This window comes from Tumidithrix helvetica PCC 7403 (genome assembly GCF_965232925.1).
GTDB lineage: Bacteria > Cyanobacteriota > Cyanobacteriia > Pseudanabaenales > Pseudanabaenaceae > Tumidithrix > Tumidithrix helvetica.
The window spans coordinates 93,101-111,960 of the sequence record NZ_CBDDRA010000002.1 but is presented as its reverse complement, the minus strand read 5'-3'; the positions used below and the strand labels follow the sequence as shown (position 1 = coordinate 111,960).

Here is an 18,860-nt window from a genome sequence, read left to right as displayed (position 1 = left end):
GGACTAGTAATGCACATAGACCGATCCAATGTCAACACCCAATTCCGTAAAATAACCCTGTAAAATTTGGTAAAGAGACTAACGTGTTATCCCTATTGAAAAACGTTTTTTGCCGCAAGTGTAAATATTTTTTAAACTTAATCTGTCACTATACATAACTATTTTGCCTGTTAAACCACCGATGTCCAATAACATACTCACAAGAGAAAAGTAGGTGGCATTCTGTATTCTGACTCATGAATGCTCGTTCTAGCTCGTTCTAGCTTCTATTTACTCCGTTTAGCTCCCCCAAAAGCATTTCGATCGAGCTTCAAAGTTTTTTTAGATTTAATCAGTAAAAAAATCTAGTTTGTCAGGTAAAGCCTTTCAAGATTCACAGTGATCTAGATCACATGAGTCATAAATTCACTGAATAGTTACAAATACTTATCAAAAAAATTATATTTCAGAGTTTTACCACCTTATTCAGGCAGTATTTGAAATAATCACAAACACTTTATTTTTGGCTAATTGATGACATTAAAAATAGCCTTGCGGGAGTGATGCATAAAGCATCGGTGCAGAATCTTAACTTGAATTTGGGATAACCTAAACGATTATTCCAAAAAATTTATAAACGAACTAGAGTTGCCCAATAAATGAGTTCTCGAGGTAAAAAATTTAAGAACATAGACAAATGGAGGGTTGTGACGTGGTCGGGTAGCCAATATCGCGAACAGGGATCATTCATATCAGCATCAGTACCCTGAATATCCTAAAATTACTTGGATAAAGCATTGGGCGTGGCAAGTTTGCAGCGCCTCTAAGAGAAAAGTTAACTTATATGACTACTGGATACGTTGCACTGGTTTTACATGCCCACCTGCCCTTTGTTCGCCATCCTGAAAGTGACTATGTTTTAGAAGAAGAGTGGCTGTATGAAGCAATTACCGAAACGTATATCCCTTTAATTAAAGCCTTTGAGGGATTAAAGCGCGATGGAATTGACTTTAAGATAACCATGAGCATGACACCGCCACTTGTGTCTATGCTGCGCGATCCTTTACTTCAAGAACGCTATGACAAGCACCTCGCCCAACTGCAAAAACTGGCTGAGTGTGAATTTGAACACAATCGACTAGATGGTCACCTACAATATTTGGCTGACTACTATATTAAAGAGTTTGCCGAAGTGCGATCGATCTGGGAGCGGCACGATGGCGACCTTGTCGGTGCGTTTAAAGGGTTTCTAGAGACCAATAACCTAGAAATCATTACCTGCGGGGCAACCCACGGCTACTTACCTTTGATGAAAATGTACCCCGAAGCCGTGTGGGCACAGCTTCAGGTGGCGGTCGATCATTACGAGCAGGAGTTTGGTAGACGCCCTAATGGCATCTGGTTGCCAGAATGTGCCTATTACAACGGCCTCGAGCGCATGTTGGCGGATGTGGGCTTGCGCTATTTTCTCACCGATGGTCATGGCATTCTCTTCGGTCAGCCACGCCCAAGGTATGGCACCTATGCCCCTATTTTCACAGAAACAGGGGTTGCTGCCTTTGGTCGCGATCACGAGTCATCCCAGCAGGTTTGGTCTTCTGAAGTCGGCTATCCTGGCGATCCTGTCTATCGCGAATTTTATAAGGATCTGGGTTGGGAAGCTGAATACGAGTACATTAAGCCGTTTGTGATGCCCAATGGTCAGCGTAAGAATACCGGGATTAAGTATCACAAGATTACGGGACGTGGTTTAGATCTGGGTGCAAAGCAACTCTATGACCCCTATTGGGCAAGAGAAAAAGCTGCCGATCATGCAGCCAACTTTATGTACAACCGCGAACGGCAGTCAGAATATTTAAATAAGATGATGGGGCGTCCGCCGATCATTGTTTCTCCCTATGACGCAGAGCTGTTTGGTCACTGGTGGTATGAGGGTCCTTGGTTTATTGATTACTTAATCCGCAAGTCCCATTACGACCAAGGTACGTATAAGATGACGCACCTTGCCGATTACCTGCGTCACAACCCAACCCAACAGGTGGCTCGTCCTGCTCAGTCTAGTTGGGGCTACAAGGGATTCCATGAATATTGGCTCAACGAAACCAATGCTTGGGTATACCAGCATTTGCATAAAGCCGCAGAACGGATGATAAGTCTCGCTCATCGCGAACCTGAAGATGAGTTGCAGTGGAGAGCGCTAAATCAAGCGGCTAGAGAACTGCTGCTAGCGCAGTCTTCAGATTGGGCGTTTATTATGCGCACGGGTACGATGGTTCCCTATGCTGTGCGTCGGACGCGATCGCACCTCGTTCGTTTCAATAAACTATTCGACGAGATTAACAAGGGCCCGATTGATTCTGGCTGGCTGGAAAAAGTGGAATATATGGACAATATTTTCCCTGATATTAACTACAGGGTTTATCGTCCCTACGGTGTTTAGGAATTAGCATCGAGCAATCTTGGCTTGATTTGAGGCTGAATTGCTAATTTTGGCTAAATTCAGAGAAATTACCCGAAATTCCCTCAATATTCTAATAAAACACCCCACCGTTTACAGTGGGGTGTTTTATTTTAGAGTTGTTGAAACTCAATCCTCAAAAGCGATCTAGCCGATCGCCGCAATACACTCAATTTCAACCAACACATCCAAAGGTAGTCGTGCGACTTGAACCGTGGAACGCGCTGGAGCGGGATCTAGAAAATATTTGGCATAAACGGCATTCATCGCGGGAAAATCAGCCATATTTGCCAAAAATACGGTGGTTTTTACGACATTGGCAAAATCAGCATCTGCCTCGTTTAATACGGCTCGAACATTTTGCAGCACCCGTTCCGTTTGCGCCGCAACGTCACCCTCAATGACTTTGCTGGTGGCAGGATCGATCGCTACTTGTCCCGCCAAAAAAATCAATTTGCTGGTGGCTGGCACTGCGATCGCTTGGTTATAGGGGCCAACAGGCGTGGGGGCAGACTCGGTACGAATAACTTGATAACTCATGATTTAGGGGGATTTTCCATTTCCTTGAGCATTTTGGCATATTCCTGATCGTTCAAATCAGTTTCGGTGGTATACGCCAAATTATTCTCATCGATCGCCTCTTGCGCAATGCTGAGATGGCTGGCAAAAGCCAACTTTTGTTTCAGTAGGGGTGTGGGGTGAGCTAACTGCTCTTTACGCGCCAGTCGCATTTGGTTTCGCGCCTCAATTTGGCTATTGAGACCGCGCAGGACAAAGTAGCGCACGAGGGGCACGGTTAAAAACAAGGTGGCATAGCCTAATAAAAAGCCATAGGCGGCGGCGACAAATCCCAAAAAGCCCGTTAACTGATACGCCAATCTTGGATTTTGTAGCAAACTACCTAAAATCAGCGCCCCGACGAAATAAAACACGCCTAAGCCAATCGAAAGGGCAACCTTACCGCTACCTGCTTTGCTAAATACCCATAGATCTTCGAGCAAATAGCTACCGACACGGGTTGGTTTTTTTTCAGAAGCTACTTTTTGCAAGTCAGGGAAACTATAGACTAAGGTGCCCTGTTCGCTGACCTGAGGATACCCGTTAAACTTGGCTAGCACAGGGATCATGTAATCTTCATAGCCCTCTTCGACTTTACCAATGTTGTCTAAATAGGGTGTGATTTGCTCGGCTGTGACGACGCCATGATGGTTGCGAATTACGGTAGCGATCGCGCGCCAGCGTCTTTCTTCGAGATCGGCGTTAGGATTGCCATCGCCAAACAAGAAGGAAAACACGCTTTCTAAAAAACCCATCTCGTCTGGATCGCGGGCGCGCAGTTGTTGAGGCTCGTAGTAGTAAGGGTCGAATACGACAAAGGGGTTGCCCCACCAACCGCCACCCCAAAAGATAAACCCGCCACCACCACCGCTGTTGTAGGAGCGATCGCTGCTACGGCGATCGTCGTTATCGTCGCGGTTCTGATTTTGCAGCGCGATCGTGGCAGCAATGATGCCTAACACCACAATCAAGATGGAGACAATCAGTAAAATGCCAAAAGAGATGCGGATCAGGTAAAAGAGCCATTTCCACACTGTTTTGAGCCATTCCTGCACCCGTAACTTAAACGAGCGGTTCAGGAGAATATTCCGAAAGTTAGAGGCAAACTTGTAGGCAATCTCACCCGACTCTGCGACTTGTAAGTTGCCACCTGTTTCTGTTGCCAGCGTTAAAACTTCGCGTTGCGCTATATCAAGGCTAAGCCCTGACTGTGCAGAGACATCAGCCACAGTGACGCGGTAGTTTAGTTTTTCTACGGCTTCCATGACAGCCAGACGAGGGGTCATACGCTTTGCTCTATCCAGATTTTTATATATACCTATATTATGATTTAAAAGACGTGGGGGATATCTACAATGCAGCCAGAATCTATAAATCGGATGATAAATGACGCGACACCTATAAATCTCGCAGTAAATCCTCCAGAAAACAGTATGGAAAACGCGGATAGCTCTGAAACGACGGATTTTACCCACATGAAACCTAGCGATCTAGGAATCACGGAAGCGCAGCTCGATGAGGCAAATCATCTGGCGGCTGAAGAGGTAGAAAACATAGAAGATAAGAATAAAAAAGTCTATCCTCTCACACAGTTTCGCAATCACTTTGTTGGTTACATGGACTTGTTTGCCGAGCAATCTGTGGTGATGACCTATTTAGATAGCCATCAAGGCTGGTTTAAGCGTTGCGCCCATCCCTTTAAAGCGGAACCGATCGGTACAACTGGCTATGCTATGGGTGTGGGTCGCGTAGGCGCATTTGGCTATTATGTTTACCCCAATGTCGGTCTCAATTTACTGCCTCATGAAAACAGCGTTTATCGCATTCTCACCATTCCGATTCCAGATCAAGAGCCTCAAGGGTATGAAGTTGATTTTCAAGCAGAAATGCGGCTGCAACCGCGATCGCTAGACGATCTCTTGTCAGGTGAAGAATTAGCGCAAAATCCTACGATGACTTCGATTGAGTGGGATTTAAATTTAACCGTAACGCTGCAATTCCCGCCATTTATCCATCGCATGTCCAAGGATATGATTCAAAAAACGGGGGATGGCGTACTTGCTTTTGTGGTCAAACATGTTTCCAATAGCCTCACTGCCAAGGTGCAGAATGATTTCCACAAAACTCATAACATCAAAGTTCCCAAGAAAGTGAAGCTAAGAAAGTAATATGCTCTATGCCTTCGCTCTTGCAACGAACAGATCTCCGACTTTTGCTCTAAAATCTACAACCACCTTTGCCTATCATCGAAAAAATCGGGGATCTCGACACTGTATTTAAAGTTTTCTTTCGCCTAACTCCTTGATATGCTCTATGCCTTCGCCATTCTTGCTGTACCAATCCCCACCATCCAACCATTGGGCATTGAAGGTAAGCCTGTTACCTTCATCCAAGTGGGCGAACTAGTGGTTGTGGTGGAACCCAATCTCAATGTGGAAGCCCTCAAGGAGACCACAGAAGAGATCCTGCTTCAAGCGGTTTTGCAGCACGATCGCGTCATTTGCGAACTCTATAGCCAGCATAATCTTTTACCTTTGCGGTTTGGTACAGCATTCGTTTCAGAGTCAGCTTTACGCGAATATCTGATTGCGAATCAGCAAGAACTCAGCGATCGCTTACGCAGTCTAGAAGGGTATGCCGAATATTTACTCAAGGGGAAAGCCAATTTCCCCAAGCCAGAGATAAATGGGAACTTAAAAGGCAAAGAATATCTCATGGCAAAACGAGAGCAATATCTACAGCAGCAACAGGTGCAAGTTCAACTTCAAAGTGAAGTACAAGAACTCTATGGTTTGATTCCGCAAACCAGTCGAGCTGCGCCCAAGCTCATTCAAGAGGCAGAGGAAACCAAAGCTCATTTACTGCTTACACCTCTACAGGCAGAACAGCTCAGCCAGTTTCTCCAAACATGGCAATCCTTGCACTCCCACTGGCGATTTGAGCTAAGTGATGCCCTCCCCCCTTACCATTTCGCCGAATAGAAACCCATGAAACATCCATTTCGCATATTTCTACTCACCTGCTTTCTACTTGCGATCGCAGGGAGTAAAGCCGAAGTTCAAAGCCAGCCCAACTGCAATCGCGCTTATCCAGATGCTTGCATCCCGTCACCTCCGCCAGACCTAGACTGCAAGGATATTCCCTATCGCAATTTTAGAGTGCTGCCACCCGATCCCCATCGATTTGATGGAGATAAAAATGGCAGCGGCTGCGAAACAGGTCGCAGACGGCGATAGATGAATTGGCAGCTATCAAATTTACTTAGAGCGATCGCCATTACCCTCGTAATTTGGATCCATGCATCTCATCCTTGGTGGTTTGGCGCTCATGGTACGGTCTCGCTTGACAGTCTCAACTGGGAAGTTTTTATCGATACCGCGATCAACCAAGTGGGACGATTTACAGTTCCATTGTTTGTAATTCTCTCAGGCTTTGGTTTGGCAAAATCAGAACAGTCCCGTCCATTCCAGCTTTGGGGATTTATCCAACGGCGCGGCTTTAGAATCTTGCCACCCTATCTGTTTTTCACGCTGTTGAATCTTGCATTTCGGCAAGAGTTTCAACTTGGGAATTGGGTAGAGAAGTTAGGGCAAATCGCGATCGCGCTGAGAGATGGTTCGGGTGACTATCATCTCTATTTTTTGACGATTATCATCCAATGCTATATCAGCTATCCCTTATTGCGACGAATTCCGTTCACGGGTTGGAATCTAGCGATCGCTGCGGTCTTCACCCTCAGCATGTTTACATTGCGATGGGCAGTTTCCCTCTTCCACTGGCTCCCTGACTTGGCTCCCTATTTACCCAACTCAAATCACTGGATGTTTTGGCTCCCATATTTCCTATTTGGAATTTGGTTGGCGAAAGTACCCGATTGGTTTACAGAGGCTTTGCAACGATGCTCTACACAAGTCTGGGGATGTCTCTGGGCGATCGCAGCGGCTCTAGAGTTAGGTGAGTTTTACTTTTCCGCTATCCGCATCGGTTCCGCCGAAGCCGTCGGTCATTACGGTCGCCCTACAGTGGTACTGCTCACGATTACCTTTTTGCTCTGGGCAATGTCTTGGAAACCCCAAAACGAACCCGATTCCCCTCCCCGATTCCCACAATTCAACACGCTAATCGAAAGGCTGGGGAATGCCAGTTTTACCACCTATCTACTTCACACACAGGTATTACGCCTGATTACGCCTACCCAAGTCTTGGGAGGAATTGGTTATCTGTTGATAGCAGCGATCGCTTCTTGGGCGATCGGTCTTCTCGTCTGGGCGATCGTCAAACCCGTTAAGGGTTTAAATGTCATTTTTGGCGCTTGAGTTTGGATGACTTCATCTTGAGTGCGATCTAGATCACTGCACTTGACTGAAACGATCCTTAGAGTAAGTGTAGAATGAGAAGGAAATCCCAATGAATGAGAAAGAAATTACTCAAAAAGATGTACAAGACTTTTTAGATCGGTACGGGAAAGGAAGTGCTTTTGACTCATCTGACAACTATGGTGGGGACGTATGTGCGAAGTATGAAGATCCCAAAAAAGGCGTAACTATTTATCAAGCTGGAAGTTGGGAAGATTTACTCAATCTACTAAAAAGAAGGCTTAGGTGAAACCCCCTTTGGGTAAGGGTTTCATGGACATCACAAAAAGTAAGATCTATGCATGTCTCACGCCATTAAGCGACAATCGCATCTTCCATTTGATGCCGCACTTGAAACTCTCGCAGAAGTCTAAAAAACAGTTCAAACCCTGTTTTCTCATCATGACAGGACAACATAATTAGCTTTGCCCATGAAGTCACAGATTTTACACCTAGTTTCTGCTGTAACCAAGGTTGAAATTCATTGTAAAAATCTTCTTCCTCTTGAGTTAATTCATCGTTAATTTGACCGCGTGCAAACTCATACCCAGCCAAAAACATAAATAGATCGCTAACCGATTGACGACCTAAATACATACCTGCGTTCTTTTCAATTTTTTGCAAAAGCTCAAATAATCCAATCATTTTGCACCGCTCAGAAAAAAGAAAATTGAGCGTAAAACTCTTTTGGAGCCTCATCAAAATATTTAAACAAAGCAGGACACAGCCAGCCTTCCATATCTAAATCTGCATTGTAGTACCAATTCCCACCGTATTCTTCGCGTCGCCAATCAAATTTAGTTTGATAACCTGGAAACGGCTGAGCAGAAAACAGTAAATTGAATCCAGCTTCCGCCTTTGGAATGTGTGCAACCATGCGATCGATGATTTTATCTGCCCCTGAGACAAAAGGTTCTCGTAACAAACCCACGCTCTCGTCATCAAACACCCACATCTCTTCGTATTTGTATGGATGTATAACCATGATTGAGTTCATATCAATATCATCACTGAAAAAATGACTGCTCTGTGGTGGCTATTTAGAATTGCGATCTAGGAAACCAAGCTATTTCTTTTTAAACCAGAGTTCCAAATCGGCGAGACTCTCAAAATCTAAAATCGCCTCAGCTAAGTTTTCTAAGCGAGTAATCTTTAAGCGCGAAATTTTAGTATGCAGATTTGGTGGCAAAGTCCCAAACTTATGGGCGAGTAAGCGTAAAACAACCGCTATTAATCCCTGCTTACGCCCCTCTTGGCGACCCTCTTGGCGACCTTTAAGCTCACCTTCTTGACGACCTTCTTGCAGAATCGCTTGATATGTTACAGACTCGCGCATGATATCTCTCCTCAAAATTTGCTTAATAATATTTTCTTCTAAAACTAAACCTGCTAAGACATACGTTGCTGCTGCTATGGTTTTGCGTGTATTTAGCTCAGGAATTCGATCGATTTTTTGGGCAATTTCTTGTAGCAAACGCTCTTTATTGTCATCTTTGACCAGTATAGCAAAGGGGATCGTGCCTGCACTGGTTAAAAAATTATCCGAAGATTGTTCCCATAGCCTAATGACTTCAAATTCGTGGTGGGTCGTATTACGCTCAAATTTATGTTCGTAGACTAAATCTGAGTTTGTCGGTTTTAGATAAATCACGACTTGCCGCATCACTTTATCAGGAAAGCGTCTGTAAGCACGTACCCAATAGTCCAGCATCCTAAATGGAATCTGCGGATCGGGTTTGGTTTGAAACTCTAAATGCAGGAGCAGACCTTCTGTTTCCAGTAAGATTAGACTATCCGCCCGAATTGGCTCAACCGCTAGCTCTTGCGGTAGAACTTGGGTGAGGTCGATCGCTTCACCAAGTAACCATGTGGCGATATCTCTGGAGTAGGTTTCGGCAAGAAATTTGCAAATATTGTCAAACATCACAAAATTTTACATTGATTCTTGACAAACTATTTTGCGGCGGGATGCATCCCAAAGGGAATCGCTTCGAGAGATCGCTTCAATTTCCTGCCTCAAATTCACCGAATCTAGAGCAGAGACAGCTTGGTATTCTAGCCTTTCTTGTTTAGAGAATCATGTAGCGATCGCTTTACATTGAGCGTAAAACTCTTTTGGAGCCTCATCAAAATATTTGAACAAAGCAGGACACAGCCAGCCTTCCATATCTAAATCTGCATTGTAGTACCAGTTCCCACCGTATTCTTCGCGTCGCCAATCAAATTTAGTTTGATAACTTGGAAACGGCTGAGCAGAAAACAGTAAATAGTAAATTGAATCCTGCTCCCACATTTGGAATGTGTGCCACCATGCGATCGTGGCTTTAGTCTACCAATAAATCTGGACGCCGATCGCGGGTACGTTTCAATTGCTGCTCCTTGCGCCATGCCTCAATTTGGGCGTGATTCCCAGACAATAAAACATCGGGTACTTGCCAACCCCGAAAGGTTTGAGGGCGAGTGTATTGCGGATAGTCGAGCAATCCCGCTTCAAAACTTTCCAGTTTTAGCGATTCTTCTTTCCCGACTGTGCCTGGTAAGAGGCGCACCACGCCATTAATCAACGCCAAGGCAGGAATCTCGCCACAGGTGAGAACGAAATCTCCTAAGGAAATCTCTCGCGTCACCAAATGTTCGCAGACGCGCTCGTCTACGCCTTCGTAACTGCCGCAAATCAGCACCAACTGATCGTAGGTGACGAGTTCCTTTAAGAGATTTTGCTTGAGTGGTTCGCCTTGAGGTGTGAGAAAGATAATCTCTCGCTTTGGCAATATGGGTAAGGATTCCACAGCAGCGAAGAGCGGATCGGGTTTCATTAACATGCCCACGCCACCTCCATAGGGTTCGTCATCGACTCTGCGATGCTTGTCTAAGGCAAAATCCCTAGGATTTGTCAGCGTAACTGTGGCAATTTCCCGCGCGATCGCTTTCCCTAAAAGACTGGTGGTTAAAGGCGAAGTAAAAAATTCTGGAAACAGCGTAACAACGTCAATGCGCATGGGGTATCGGCGATCGGATTTACAGGAATTTTAGCATTCTACTTTTTCACGGTGTAACTCTTGCGCTTTAGGAAGGCAAAAATCAATACGAGAAACGTGCAGATGCCAGCTAGATAGAGCGGATACCCATAGGACTGAGGATTGTTTTGGTTGACAACCAAGCCAGCAATCACAGGGCCAAAAGCATTCGATATGCTGAGATAGGAAGAATTTAAACCCAAAACCGTACCTTGTTCCTCTGGCTTGGCATTCAGCGAAATCAACGCGCTGATGGTGGGTTGCACGATCGAGTTAAACAGTGAAAAGAGAACGCAGACAGCAATAAAATAAAAAAGATTTGCCCAAACAGGCATCAGTACAAACGAAAGACTGCGAACGAACAAGCCTAAAAACAGAATTTGTACCAGTTGAAATCGTCGTGTAAGTTGTGTAATTCCCCATGTTTGCATGAATACACCAAGCGTACCAAACGTCACAAACATTAGCGTTAGGGCATCACTGTTTTGTTTCAGAATCGTTAGGAAGTAGGGCTGAAAGGCAAAAGTAAAAAGCGTAAAGGTCATCCCAGTTAAAAAGTTGATTCCAAGTAAGATGCCAATTTTGGGCATAAACAAACCATCAATCAGATTCCCTAAGCCGATATCAAAAATATTCTCAGCTTTTTTAGCTTTGGTTTTCAGGGTTTCGGGTAGATAAAAAATTGTTAAAAAGAGTGCGATCGCGGCAATGATGCCCGAAACAAAAAAAGAAGCGCCGAAGGACTCACCTAAGGGCGTATAGCGGGCAAATTTTTGGGCGAGCAAACTCACAACGGGGCCTAGAATGAAGCCCAAACCAAAGGCTGCGCCGTTAATCCCAAAAGCTCTGGCGCGGTTTTGAGGAGTAGACACATCAGAAATTACGGCTTGAGCGACTGCAGCATTCCCACCTGTAATTCCATCTAGAAATCGTGCCAGAAATAAGACCCAAGCAACTGTCGCTGTCCCTGCGAGCAAGTTCGCTACAACCGTTCCGCCTAAACTGAGGATCAGTAAGGGTTTGCGCCCAAAGCGATCGGAGAATTTCCCAATAACAGGTGTGGCAAAAAATTGCGAGATTGAATAAATCGCAAACAATAAGCTGGTCTGAAAATCATCGAGGTGAAATTGTCTGCCGTAAAGATATAGAACGGGAATCAGAATTGTAAAGCTAAGCGAGTTAATGAAAGAAATTAGAGCAATAATCCAAAAATTGCGATTCATGCAAATGCATCTGCCTCTACAGGCTGCCTGAGATAATTATCAAAACAAATCCACAAAAATCGCCTTCTCAAAAAGACTGGTCGTCATGGGTTCAGATTTACAGGAATTTTAGCATTAGCGATCGCCAGTCATCGTGTGGGTGTTTAGGGTGCGATAAGATACAAGGGGCAATTCATGAATTGCCGCTACGATTCTATTTTCTGGGAAAGCGATCGCAGAAATCAATAAACGTTTGGAATGACTGTAAATGATTGGGGTTATCTTGAACTCGCTTCGTCAACTGTTCTAAATAAAACCATTCCCCCACCACTTTTGATGCTCAACTGCCCCTAAATAATTTTTTTCTTTCTCTTTTCTAACCCCTTCATTAAATAAAGCTACTGCTTTTGTATCACTAGTTTGCAGTTCTGCTTTTCCATTTGGTGCGCCAGATATTGGCAAAAAAAAGCCGATCCCCTTTTGTTGCAAAAGAAAGTAGCATCCTGATGCTAATCCACTAGTTATAGCAATCCGATCTGATACCATTTTCAAAAAGTGATGCAACGCATCTTTTTGAAAAGACCGCGCTCCGCGCGGAACACAAAACCCGATCTGTCGCAATTTCAAGAGAAATTGGTATGATTTGTGAGAACAGAAAATGCTCGTAGAGTTCATTTCACCAAACCCTGTCTCACGATTGATTTAGGATTGCTATATCAACAATGAGATAAGTAGAATCATCGTTTCTTTATTACTTTTTGCCATAGTTGATAACGCACGTATTGAGTCAATTTGGGTCTAGTCTAAAGGCGTTTTGATCGCAACATCGCGATCGAGTTGCACATATTTGGCTTTATAAACTGTGCCAAAGCCTCCATCCCCCAAAACACCAGTAATCAGGTATTTTTCACCTTGCAGTTTTTCCCCTACTTGCCAACCCATAGCTTTATTCCCAAATATAAGCCTCAGTAACACCTTATTTTGTTCAGATACGATCTTAAACAAGTCTTCCCTCAAATTACCATGTCACAAGCTGAAAATTTTCGGCATTGCACCGTTTATCCTGGTCATGAGTTGGTTGCCACCCGCCGTAAAATGCTACGCAATAATCTGATGTCGCCGATCGATCGAGATCGCCTTGTGGCGCTTCTAGAGGAAATGCAGATCGATTCAGCAAGTACGTGCTGAGGATCTGAGTGTGGCTGAATGGGTGAGCTTAAATGAGGCGATTCTTGCAATGTAAGAACGCAATATTTGGGCATAAATCTTCGCAATCGCACGAAGCTTTGATTGGTTATACTTTGATGCGATCGCAATTTTTCTATACGAGAACTGTTCGCTAATAACTATTCACCGATCCCCGACTGCTCTAAGCTCCAAAATATTCATAGAAAGTTCTCAAGGTTAGCCGTGCAGATTACAAACTACGATCCAGGTGATTTTTACGATGAGCTGTTTATCGCCGCAGGTCAGCCCCGCCCTGAAGCAACGCAGTTGGTTGAAAAAATTAATGCCCTAAACGAAGGAGAACTGATCCAGCGACAGCAGGCGGCGAGTTTGGCGTTGTTTAAACTAGGCGTGACTTTTAATGTCTATGGCAGCGAGCAAGGTACAGAAAGGGTTTGGCCGTTTGACATTATTCCGCGCATTATTCCAGCGCAAGAGTGGCTGTCACTCGAAAAAGGCTTAAAGCAAAGAATCTACGCGCTTAATTTGTTTTTAGCCGATATCTATGACACCCAAAAAATTGTTAAAGATGGCATCATTCCCTCAGAACTGATCGAATCTGCCTCTGGATTTCAGCGAGCTTGCATCGGACTCAAACCGCCTAAAGGGGTTTGGTGTCATATTACGGGTACTGACCTCGTCCGCGATCGCGCAGGTTCCATGTACGTACTTGAGGATAATCTGCGTTGCCCTTCGGGAGTTTCCTACGTGCTGGGCAATCGCCGCATTATGAAAAGCACGTTCCCACAGGTGTTTAGCAAAATGGATATTCGCCCTGTTGAGGAATATACCAGTCATTTATTGGAATCTCTGCTCAATCTGGTGGATGATGGTATTTCCGATCCCAATGTGGTCGTTCTCACTCCAGGTATCTATAACTCCGCCTATTTCGAGCATTCCTTTTTGGCGCAACAGATGGGTGTGGAGTTGGTGGAAGGACGAGATCTGGTGGTTATGGATGGCTACCTCAAAATGCGAACCACCAAAGGATTTCAGAGGGTAGATGTGATCTATCGACGCATTGATGATGACTTTATCGATCCGTTAGCCTTTCGTCCAGATTCTTTGCTAGGGGTTCCTGGTTTGATGGAAGTTTATAAGTCGGGTCGGGTGGCGATCGCCAATGCCTTAGGAACGGGAGTCGCCGATGACAAAGTGATTTATTCCTTTGTACCTGAAATGATTCGCTATTACCTCGATGAAGAACCTCTCTTAGCGAACGTACCGACCTATTTATGTTGGGAAGAGAAGCAACAAGCCCATGTTCTCGCCAATCTCGATAAGCTCGTGGTCAAAGCCGCAAATGAGTCGGGTGGCTACGGTATGCTGATTGGACCTCATGCCACAGAGCAAGAACGTCAGGAGTTTGCCGTCAAAATTAAAGCAAATCCTCGGAACTATATTGCCCAACCTACGCTCTCCCTCTCCCGCGTTCCAACCTTAATCGACGACTGTCTCGAAGGCTGTCACGTTGACCTGCGCCCCTATATTCTTTACAGCAAAGAAATCTTTGTAAACCCCGGTGGGCTTACCCGCGTGGCACTTAAAAGAGGTTCCTTAGTAGTAAACTCTTCCCAAGGTGGGGGCAGTAAAGATACTTGGGTACTAAATTCCTAGCTCGTTCCTAAATAACCTGAGTTCGGGTTAAGGATTTCGGAACAAAGCAAGCCGACTTGCTGGAACCGAGGGGTTCGATCCCCCTGCCCGATAGGGCATCCCCCTTGAAAAAGGGAAGTGGGTTCTCCCCCCTTTTTTCAAGGGGGGCTGGAGGGGATCCTTGGGATGTATAGCGTTTCAGGTTTTCTTATCCCAACTGACGTTATACAAATTTCTCTTGAATTTGCGACAGATCGGATTTTGTGTTCCGCGCAGAGCGCGGTCTTTTCAAAAAGATGCGTTGCATCATTTTTTGAAAATGGTATTAAATACTTTGTTGTTGATAGGCTAAATAGATTGCCTCTAGGAATACATCGTCGGTAATGCCAGACATGGAACCCTCTAGTTCGATAATATTTTGAACTTGACTGGCTAGCTGTCGACTCAGTTTGAGCTTGGCATTGATTTCCATCACCTTGCGCCGTTGCAGATATTCGCGAATTACGGCAAAGTCATCGGGGATGAGCGCCGCGATCTTTGTGGTTACTAGCAAGCGCTCAGCGATCGCCTGCGCTTCTTTCGACAAGGGAAAATTCGCCGCAGCCACGAGCCGATCTTCTTGAATCACCAGCGTACCTGCGACCCAATCGCCTAAGCGCTTTTCTTTTGCCCCTAACATAATGCACCATGCCCCAAGCGAAAAGAGGTCATCTACAGGGCGCAGTAAGGCTCTTAAGGCTGCTTGCTGGAGTCCAGTGGGTCTGCCATCTTCACGAATCACCCGAATTTTTGTCCAGCGTTTACCTGGGGTCTGACCTTGCCACAGGGTTTCAAAATAGACAAAGTAGCCCACATAAACAGCGAATCCCAGCAAAAAGGCGATCGCGGCAATCCATTGGCGAGAAGCATTCCCTTTCAATATAGGTAATTGCGTGGACGCGATCGCCCAGCAGGTGAAAACCACCGCTAAGATGATACCCCAGATTAAATAGTCGATCGCCAGAGCAAGGGCGCGATTGCCAATCCCTGCCAGCGTGAATTCTAGCTCGACACTTTCAGGGGTACGCAGTGTGATTCGGTTAAACAGGCGCATACAAAAAATAGAATTTGGGCAATAACTTAGCGATCGCGGAGTTGCAGATCGATCCCCTCACGACGACTGCGAAGATCGTAATACATAACCGCTTTAATCGATTGCCAGAAAGGCAACACAATCACCCCACCCAACAGGCTGATCAGAATATTAACGATGTAAACAATCCAGAAGGCGAATGAATTGGCAGGGATCAAGCGCAGGAAGTAACTAGGTAGATAGTTGGTGATTGCCTGAATTGGAATGGTGACGAGGAATGCGACAAACACGATCAGTTGCACTCTGCCTACCGCAGTAGCAGTGAGGTCCCAACTTCTTTGGACACCTTGGCTGGAACTCAGCTCAGTCTCAACGGCTAGGGGCACTTCGGAAATACTCCAACGGGTGTAGTACCAAACCAAACCCAAGATCGCGGCAATAATAATCACAATAAATATAGGAGACTGGTTGAGTGGAGATCTCGATCCAACACTCAAAACTCCCGCGACAATTCCACCAGCAAAAGAGAATAAAAAATAAAGTCCAAACAGACGCAACCCAACTTCTAACCCAGCAAGGAAGAACGTCCACATGCGGGGGTACACTTTTTTCCCAGCATCACTCGCACTTTCTGGTTGGTTTGCCATCTCTTGATATGCCAGGCGCGAAATTAATGCCGAGTTCGCTAGATATTTGGCATTGCAGTACAAAACGATAAATAACAAAATAGGAATGAGTAGCGGTGCGATCGCGCTAAACCGCCCAACGATTTGAAAGAGAGGACCTAAGCTTGGGGGCAACGATCCGTTTGCACTGAGGATAGAGCTAAAGGAACGAAATAGGAGACTCAAAAATGAAAAATATAGTGCTAGGGCTGCAAAGACAGCAGGTAAAAACCAAAGGTTCGCTTTGATCGCGATCAGAAAATATTGTTTCAGATTAGAGCGATAGAGGACTAGTCCTGCACTGACCACATTACCAACATTAAGGGGTCTAACTGGGCTGGGGAGAGGATTAGACATGCGTTTGCCAAGTATGATGTGAATTGACGACGATCTCAGGTAATTTTAATTCTAAGCGGGATGCGGTAGGAAAAGTTCATGAATCTAAAGCGTTGGATTGCGCGGCGAGAGCCTCAGTGGCAGCAGTTAGATACTTTACTCAAGCAAGCCGAGACCAAGGGGCTAAAGTCTTTACGTGCCGAGCAAATTCGCCAGATGGCAAGTCTATATCGCTCTGTGTCAGCCGATCTGGCGAGAGCCAAGACCAACGAGCTAGGGAATACGCTGGTTCAAGATTTGCAAGCACTGACTTCGCGTGGGTACAGTCAGGTCTATCAGGGTTCCAGAAGGCAAGAAAGTCAAGCAATTGCCAACTTTTACCTTTGGCAGTTACCTGCAACCATCCAAAAAAATTGGGTTTACATTGCCCTGTCTTTTGCGATTTTTTTACTAGCTGTCTTAATCGCTTGGTGGTTCGCTTGGCAAGATCCGACATTTATGGCTGCGCTTGTGCCTCAATCTTTAATTGCTAAAGTGAGAGATAAGCGCGAACTCTGGATGGGATCGATTTTGGGTTACGAACCCTTGGCATCTAGCGGAATCATGGTCAATAACATGGCGGTCTCTTTTAAAGCTGTGGCAGGCGGAATTACGGGTGGTGCTTTTACTGCCTATCTTTTGTTTTTTAATGGGCTGCTGATCGGCGCGATCGCTACCCTCGTCAGCCAATACGATTTGGCCTATCCCTTTTGGGCGTTTGTATTTCCCCATGGTTCGTTAGAGTTGCCCGCCATCTTTTTTGCAGGTGGGGCAGGATTGCTGATCGCCAGAGGATTGCTTTTCCCTGGGAAATATCGCCGTGCCGATGCCCTGCGAATCTATGGCTATGAAGCCGCACAGTTGGTATTGGGTATTGTGCCCATGTTGTTTATTGCGGGGGCGATCGAGGGCTTTTTCTCCCCAAACCCTGCGATTCCAGAGCCGTTTAAATATTTGACGGGTTCGCTCCTCTTTGCTCTGTTGATTATCTATTGCCGCCGCGTCAAAGTTGATTCCTCGCTTTGAGTAAAAGATAGCGATCGACCAAGCGATCGCTAATTAGATTGGCAGGGGCATCTAAAACCAGCACGCCCTTACGTTGCAGGTTGGCAAAGGCTAGTTGGCGCTGCGTTAGCAAATCTAGGGCGACAGCGCGACTATAGCCCGCCATCACGTCGGCAGCAAGGGCATTGGCTTGCAGGTCAATCTGGGGATCGCGCAGGGTGACGCAAAAGGGGAGGTAGCGAGGAACCAGCCGACTGAGCGCTGCCAGTAACTCTGAAGAAGCGATCGCATCGACAATATCGGTAATAATCACGACCAGAGCGCGACGGGTCTGCTGATTGACCACCGTCGTGACCGCATTGAGGTAGTCGGGTTCTAAAAATTCTGGTTGTAGGGGTGTCAAGCGTTCAATTAGTTTGTTCAGATGCGTTTGACCGCGCTCTGGGGGAATCCAAGTATGCATTTGGCGATCGAACACCCCGACACCGACGCGATCGCCGCGATGCAGTCCCGCTAGAGCCAAAGATAGGGTGGCATTTAAACCCAGATCGAAGCGCTGCATTCTGCCAATGTTTGCAGTCATCAAGCGACCGCGATCTAACAAAATAATCAGCGTTTGTTCCTGTTCGGGTTCCAAGACGCGCACGAGAGGACGGCTGCGCCGAGCGGTGGCTTTCCAGTCAATCAGACGCGGATCGTCGCCAATACTGTATTCGCGCAACTCGGCAAATTCGGTTCCCATGCCCATCCGTCGCACCTGTCGGATCGAACCCGTTGATTGCAGCGTCAATGGAATCGTTAGCGATCGCAAAGCCAAAAGATCGGGATAGACCGCAACTTTTTGACTGGCTTCTACCGTCCAATCATGCCAAGCCAACTGCCACCGACCGAGCTGGCGTACTTGGATATTGCCCCAGTCGTACTCGCCCCGCCGCAGAGGGCAGACGGTGTAGCTCAGATCTTCAGTGTGATTGGCTGGGAGTGCGATCGCTAAAGATTCTACCGACACGCCAAAAACTTGGGGATAGCGATCGCGAATCAGAACCGTAAATTGTTGCGCCCGATCGCTGCCATGTCCCGATTTTACTGAAATCGTTACGGGGTTATCGCGACCGATGGAGAGGCGACTGAGATGTTGGCGCGACACCTCAACGCGATCGCGCTTTACACACTGGGCATCCCATAAGGCAGTGCCCAAAATTGCCAGATCGCCGAGCAAAATTAGCAGAACCGATAGGGGGATGCGAATGTCTTCAGGGGTGAGTATGGCGATCGCGACGGCGATCGCGGCGACACCAAGGAACAACCAATAGGTGCGTCGGGCGGGGATCAATGCAGGGATTAATGTTGC

22 protein-coding genes are annotated in these 18,860 nt (G+C 46.0%); 9 read left to right on the top strand and 13 right to left on the bottom strand.

What is annotated here, in order from left to right; genetic code table 11:
• Window positions 1-823: 823 nt before the first annotated feature.
• Window positions 824-2,419 carry a glycoside hydrolase family 57 protein gene (locus tag ACP2WE_RS02405; protein WP_425214002.1) on the top strand — a complete coding sequence of 532 codons (1,596 nt, stop codon included), beginning with the start codon at window positions 824-826 and terminating at the stop codon, window positions 2,417-2,419.
• Between the two features lie 165 nt (window positions 2,420-2,584).
• Here the strand turns inward: ACP2WE_RS02405 and ACP2WE_RS02400 are convergent, their stop codons facing one another.
• Window positions 2,585-2,977 carry a Rid family detoxifying hydrolase gene (locus ACP2WE_RS02400; RefSeq protein ID WP_425214001.1) on the bottom strand — a complete coding sequence of 131 codons (393 nt, stop codon included), beginning with the start codon at window positions 2,975-2,977 and terminating at the stop codon, window positions 2,585-2,587.
• Complete coding sequence (locus ACP2WE_RS02395) at window positions 2,974-4,281, bottom strand: hypothetical protein (RefSeq protein ID WP_425214000.1); 1,308 nt, start codon at window positions 4,279-4,281, stop codon at window positions 2,974-2,976. Before ACP2WE_RS02395 ends, ACP2WE_RS02400 begins: the two co-directional genes overlap by 4 nt.
• Before the next feature lie 147 nt (window positions 4,282-4,428).
• Between ACP2WE_RS02395 and ACP2WE_RS02390 the strand changes: the two genes are divergently transcribed.
• The 5 genes from ACP2WE_RS02390 (at window position 4,429) to ACP2WE_RS02370 (ending at window position 7,600) form a co-directional block, all read left to right on the top strand.
• Entirely contained in the window at window positions 4,429-5,163 is a 735-nt protein-coding gene (locus ACP2WE_RS02390; RefSeq protein WP_425213999.1) for a DUF1997 domain-containing protein, read from the top strand.
• A 138-nt stretch (window positions 5,164-5,301) separates the two neighbouring features.
• Window positions 5,302-5,976 carry a GvpL/GvpF family gas vesicle protein gene (locus tag ACP2WE_RS02385; RefSeq protein ID WP_425213998.1) on the top strand — a complete coding sequence of 225 codons (675 nt, stop codon included), beginning with the start codon at window positions 5,302-5,304 and terminating at the stop codon, window positions 5,974-5,976.
• Between the two features lie 6 nt (window positions 5,977-5,982).
• Window positions 5,983-6,231, top strand: coding sequence for a hypothetical protein (locus tag ACP2WE_RS02380; RefSeq protein ID WP_425213997.1), 249 nt, complete (start codon window positions 5,983-5,985; stop codon window positions 6,229-6,231).
• The gene (locus ACP2WE_RS02375; RefSeq protein ID WP_425213996.1) at window positions 6,232-7,311 is read left to right on the top strand and encodes an acyltransferase; all 1,080 of its coding nucleotides are present in this window, start codon (window positions 6,232-6,234) and stop codon (window positions 7,309-7,311) included. It begins immediately after the preceding gene.
• 91 nt (window positions 7,312-7,402) lie between these two features.
• Window positions 7,403-7,600 carry a hypothetical protein gene (locus tag ACP2WE_RS02370; RefSeq protein ID WP_425213995.1) on the top strand — a complete coding sequence of 66 codons (198 nt, stop codon included), beginning with the start codon at window positions 7,403-7,405 and terminating at the stop codon, window positions 7,598-7,600.
• Window positions 7,601-7,665: 65 nt separating this feature from the next.
• On the opposite strand, the gene ACP2WE_RS02365 is transcribed toward ACP2WE_RS02370, so the two are convergent.
• The 8 genes from ACP2WE_RS02365 to ACP2WE_RS02330 all read right to left on the bottom strand — a co-directional run bounded on the left by ACP2WE_RS02365 (window position 7,666) and on the right by ACP2WE_RS02330 (window position 12,511).
• Window positions 7,666-7,995 carry a hypothetical protein gene (locus ACP2WE_RS02365; protein WP_425213994.1) on the bottom strand — a complete coding sequence of 110 codons (330 nt, stop codon included), beginning with the start codon at window positions 7,993-7,995 and terminating at the stop codon, window positions 7,666-7,668.
• Window positions 7,996-8,005: 10 nt separating this feature from the next.
• The gene (locus ACP2WE_RS02360; RefSeq protein WP_425213993.1) at window positions 8,006-8,347 is read right to left on the bottom strand and encodes a DUF6717 family protein; all 342 of its coding nucleotides are present in this window, start codon (window positions 8,345-8,347) and stop codon (window positions 8,006-8,008) included.
• A 69-nt stretch (window positions 8,348-8,416) separates the two neighbouring features.
• Complete coding sequence (locus tag ACP2WE_RS02355; protein WP_425213992.1) at window positions 8,417-9,274, bottom strand: Rpn family recombination-promoting nuclease/putative transposase; 858 nt, start codon at window positions 9,272-9,274, stop codon at window positions 8,417-8,419.
• Window positions 9,275-9,427: 153 nt separating this feature from the next.
• On the bottom strand, window positions 9,428-9,643 hold the full coding sequence (locus tag ACP2WE_RS02350) for a DUF6717 family protein (protein WP_425213991.1): 216 nt from the start codon (window positions 9,641-9,643) through the stop codon (window positions 9,428-9,430).
• Window positions 9,644-9,674: 31 nt separating this feature from the next.
• Window positions 9,675-10,349, bottom strand: coding sequence for a tRNA (guanosine(37)-N1)-methyltransferase TrmD (trmD, locus tag ACP2WE_RS02345; protein WP_425213990.1), 675 nt, complete (start codon window positions 10,347-10,349; stop codon window positions 9,675-9,677).
• Between the two features lie 38 nt (window positions 10,350-10,387).
• Window positions 10,388-11,590, bottom strand: coding sequence for an MFS transporter (locus ACP2WE_RS02340; protein WP_425213989.1), 1,203 nt, complete (start codon window positions 11,588-11,590; stop codon window positions 10,388-10,390).
• A gap of 285 nt (window positions 11,591-11,875) precedes the next feature.
• The gene (locus tag ACP2WE_RS02335) at window positions 11,876-12,115 is read right to left on the bottom strand and encodes a hypothetical protein (RefSeq protein WP_425213988.1); all 240 of its coding nucleotides are present in this window, start codon (window positions 12,113-12,115) and stop codon (window positions 11,876-11,878) included.
• Between the two features lie 252 nt (window positions 12,116-12,367).
• Window positions 12,368-12,511, bottom strand: coding sequence for a hypothetical protein (locus tag ACP2WE_RS02330; protein WP_425213987.1), 144 nt, complete (start codon window positions 12,509-12,511; stop codon window positions 12,368-12,370).
• An 81-nt stretch (window positions 12,512-12,592) separates the two neighbouring features.
• Between ACP2WE_RS02330 and ACP2WE_RS02325 the strand changes: the two genes are divergently transcribed.
• Together ACP2WE_RS02325 and ACP2WE_RS02320 are read left to right on the top strand one after the other, a co-directional pair.
• The gene (locus tag ACP2WE_RS02325; protein ID WP_425213986.1) at window positions 12,593-12,757 is read left to right on the top strand and encodes a hypothetical protein; all 165 of its coding nucleotides are present in this window, start codon (window positions 12,593-12,595) and stop codon (window positions 12,755-12,757) included.
• A 222-nt stretch (window positions 12,758-12,979) separates the two neighbouring features.
• Window positions 12,980-14,413 (top strand): circularly permuted type 2 ATP-grasp protein, encoded by a 1,434-nt coding sequence (locus ACP2WE_RS02320; protein ID WP_425213985.1) that lies wholly within the window; start codon window positions 12,980-12,982, stop codon window positions 14,411-14,413.
• A 304-nt stretch (window positions 14,414-14,717) separates the two neighbouring features.
• Here ACP2WE_RS02320 and ACP2WE_RS02315 read toward each other — a convergent pair whose 3' ends face one another.
• Window positions 14,718-15,485 (bottom strand): RDD family protein, encoded by a 768-nt coding sequence (locus ACP2WE_RS02315; RefSeq protein ID WP_425213984.1) that lies wholly within the window; start codon window positions 15,483-15,485, stop codon window positions 14,718-14,720.
• A gap of 26 nt (window positions 15,486-15,511) precedes the next feature.
• Window positions 15,512-16,486, bottom strand: a complete 975-nt coding sequence (locus ACP2WE_RS02310; RefSeq protein WP_425213983.1) for a hypothetical protein — start codon at window positions 16,484-16,486, stop codon at window positions 15,512-15,514.
• Window positions 16,487-16,564: 78 nt separating this feature from the next.
• Between ACP2WE_RS02310 and ACP2WE_RS02305 the strand changes: the two genes are divergently transcribed.
• Entirely contained in the window at window positions 16,565-17,530 is a 966-nt protein-coding gene (locus ACP2WE_RS02305; RefSeq protein WP_425213982.1) for a stage II sporulation protein M, read from the top strand.
• On the opposite strand, the gene ACP2WE_RS02300 is transcribed toward ACP2WE_RS02305, so the two are convergent.
• The gene (locus ACP2WE_RS02300; RefSeq protein ID WP_425214218.1) at window positions 17,508-18,842 is read right to left on the bottom strand and encodes a DUF58 domain-containing protein; all 1,335 of its coding nucleotides are present in this window, start codon (window positions 18,840-18,842) and stop codon (window positions 17,508-17,510) included. The two genes, ACP2WE_RS02305 and ACP2WE_RS02300, sit on opposite strands and share 23 nt — an antisense overlap.
• Between the last annotated feature and the right edge of the window lie 18 nt (window positions 18,843-18,860).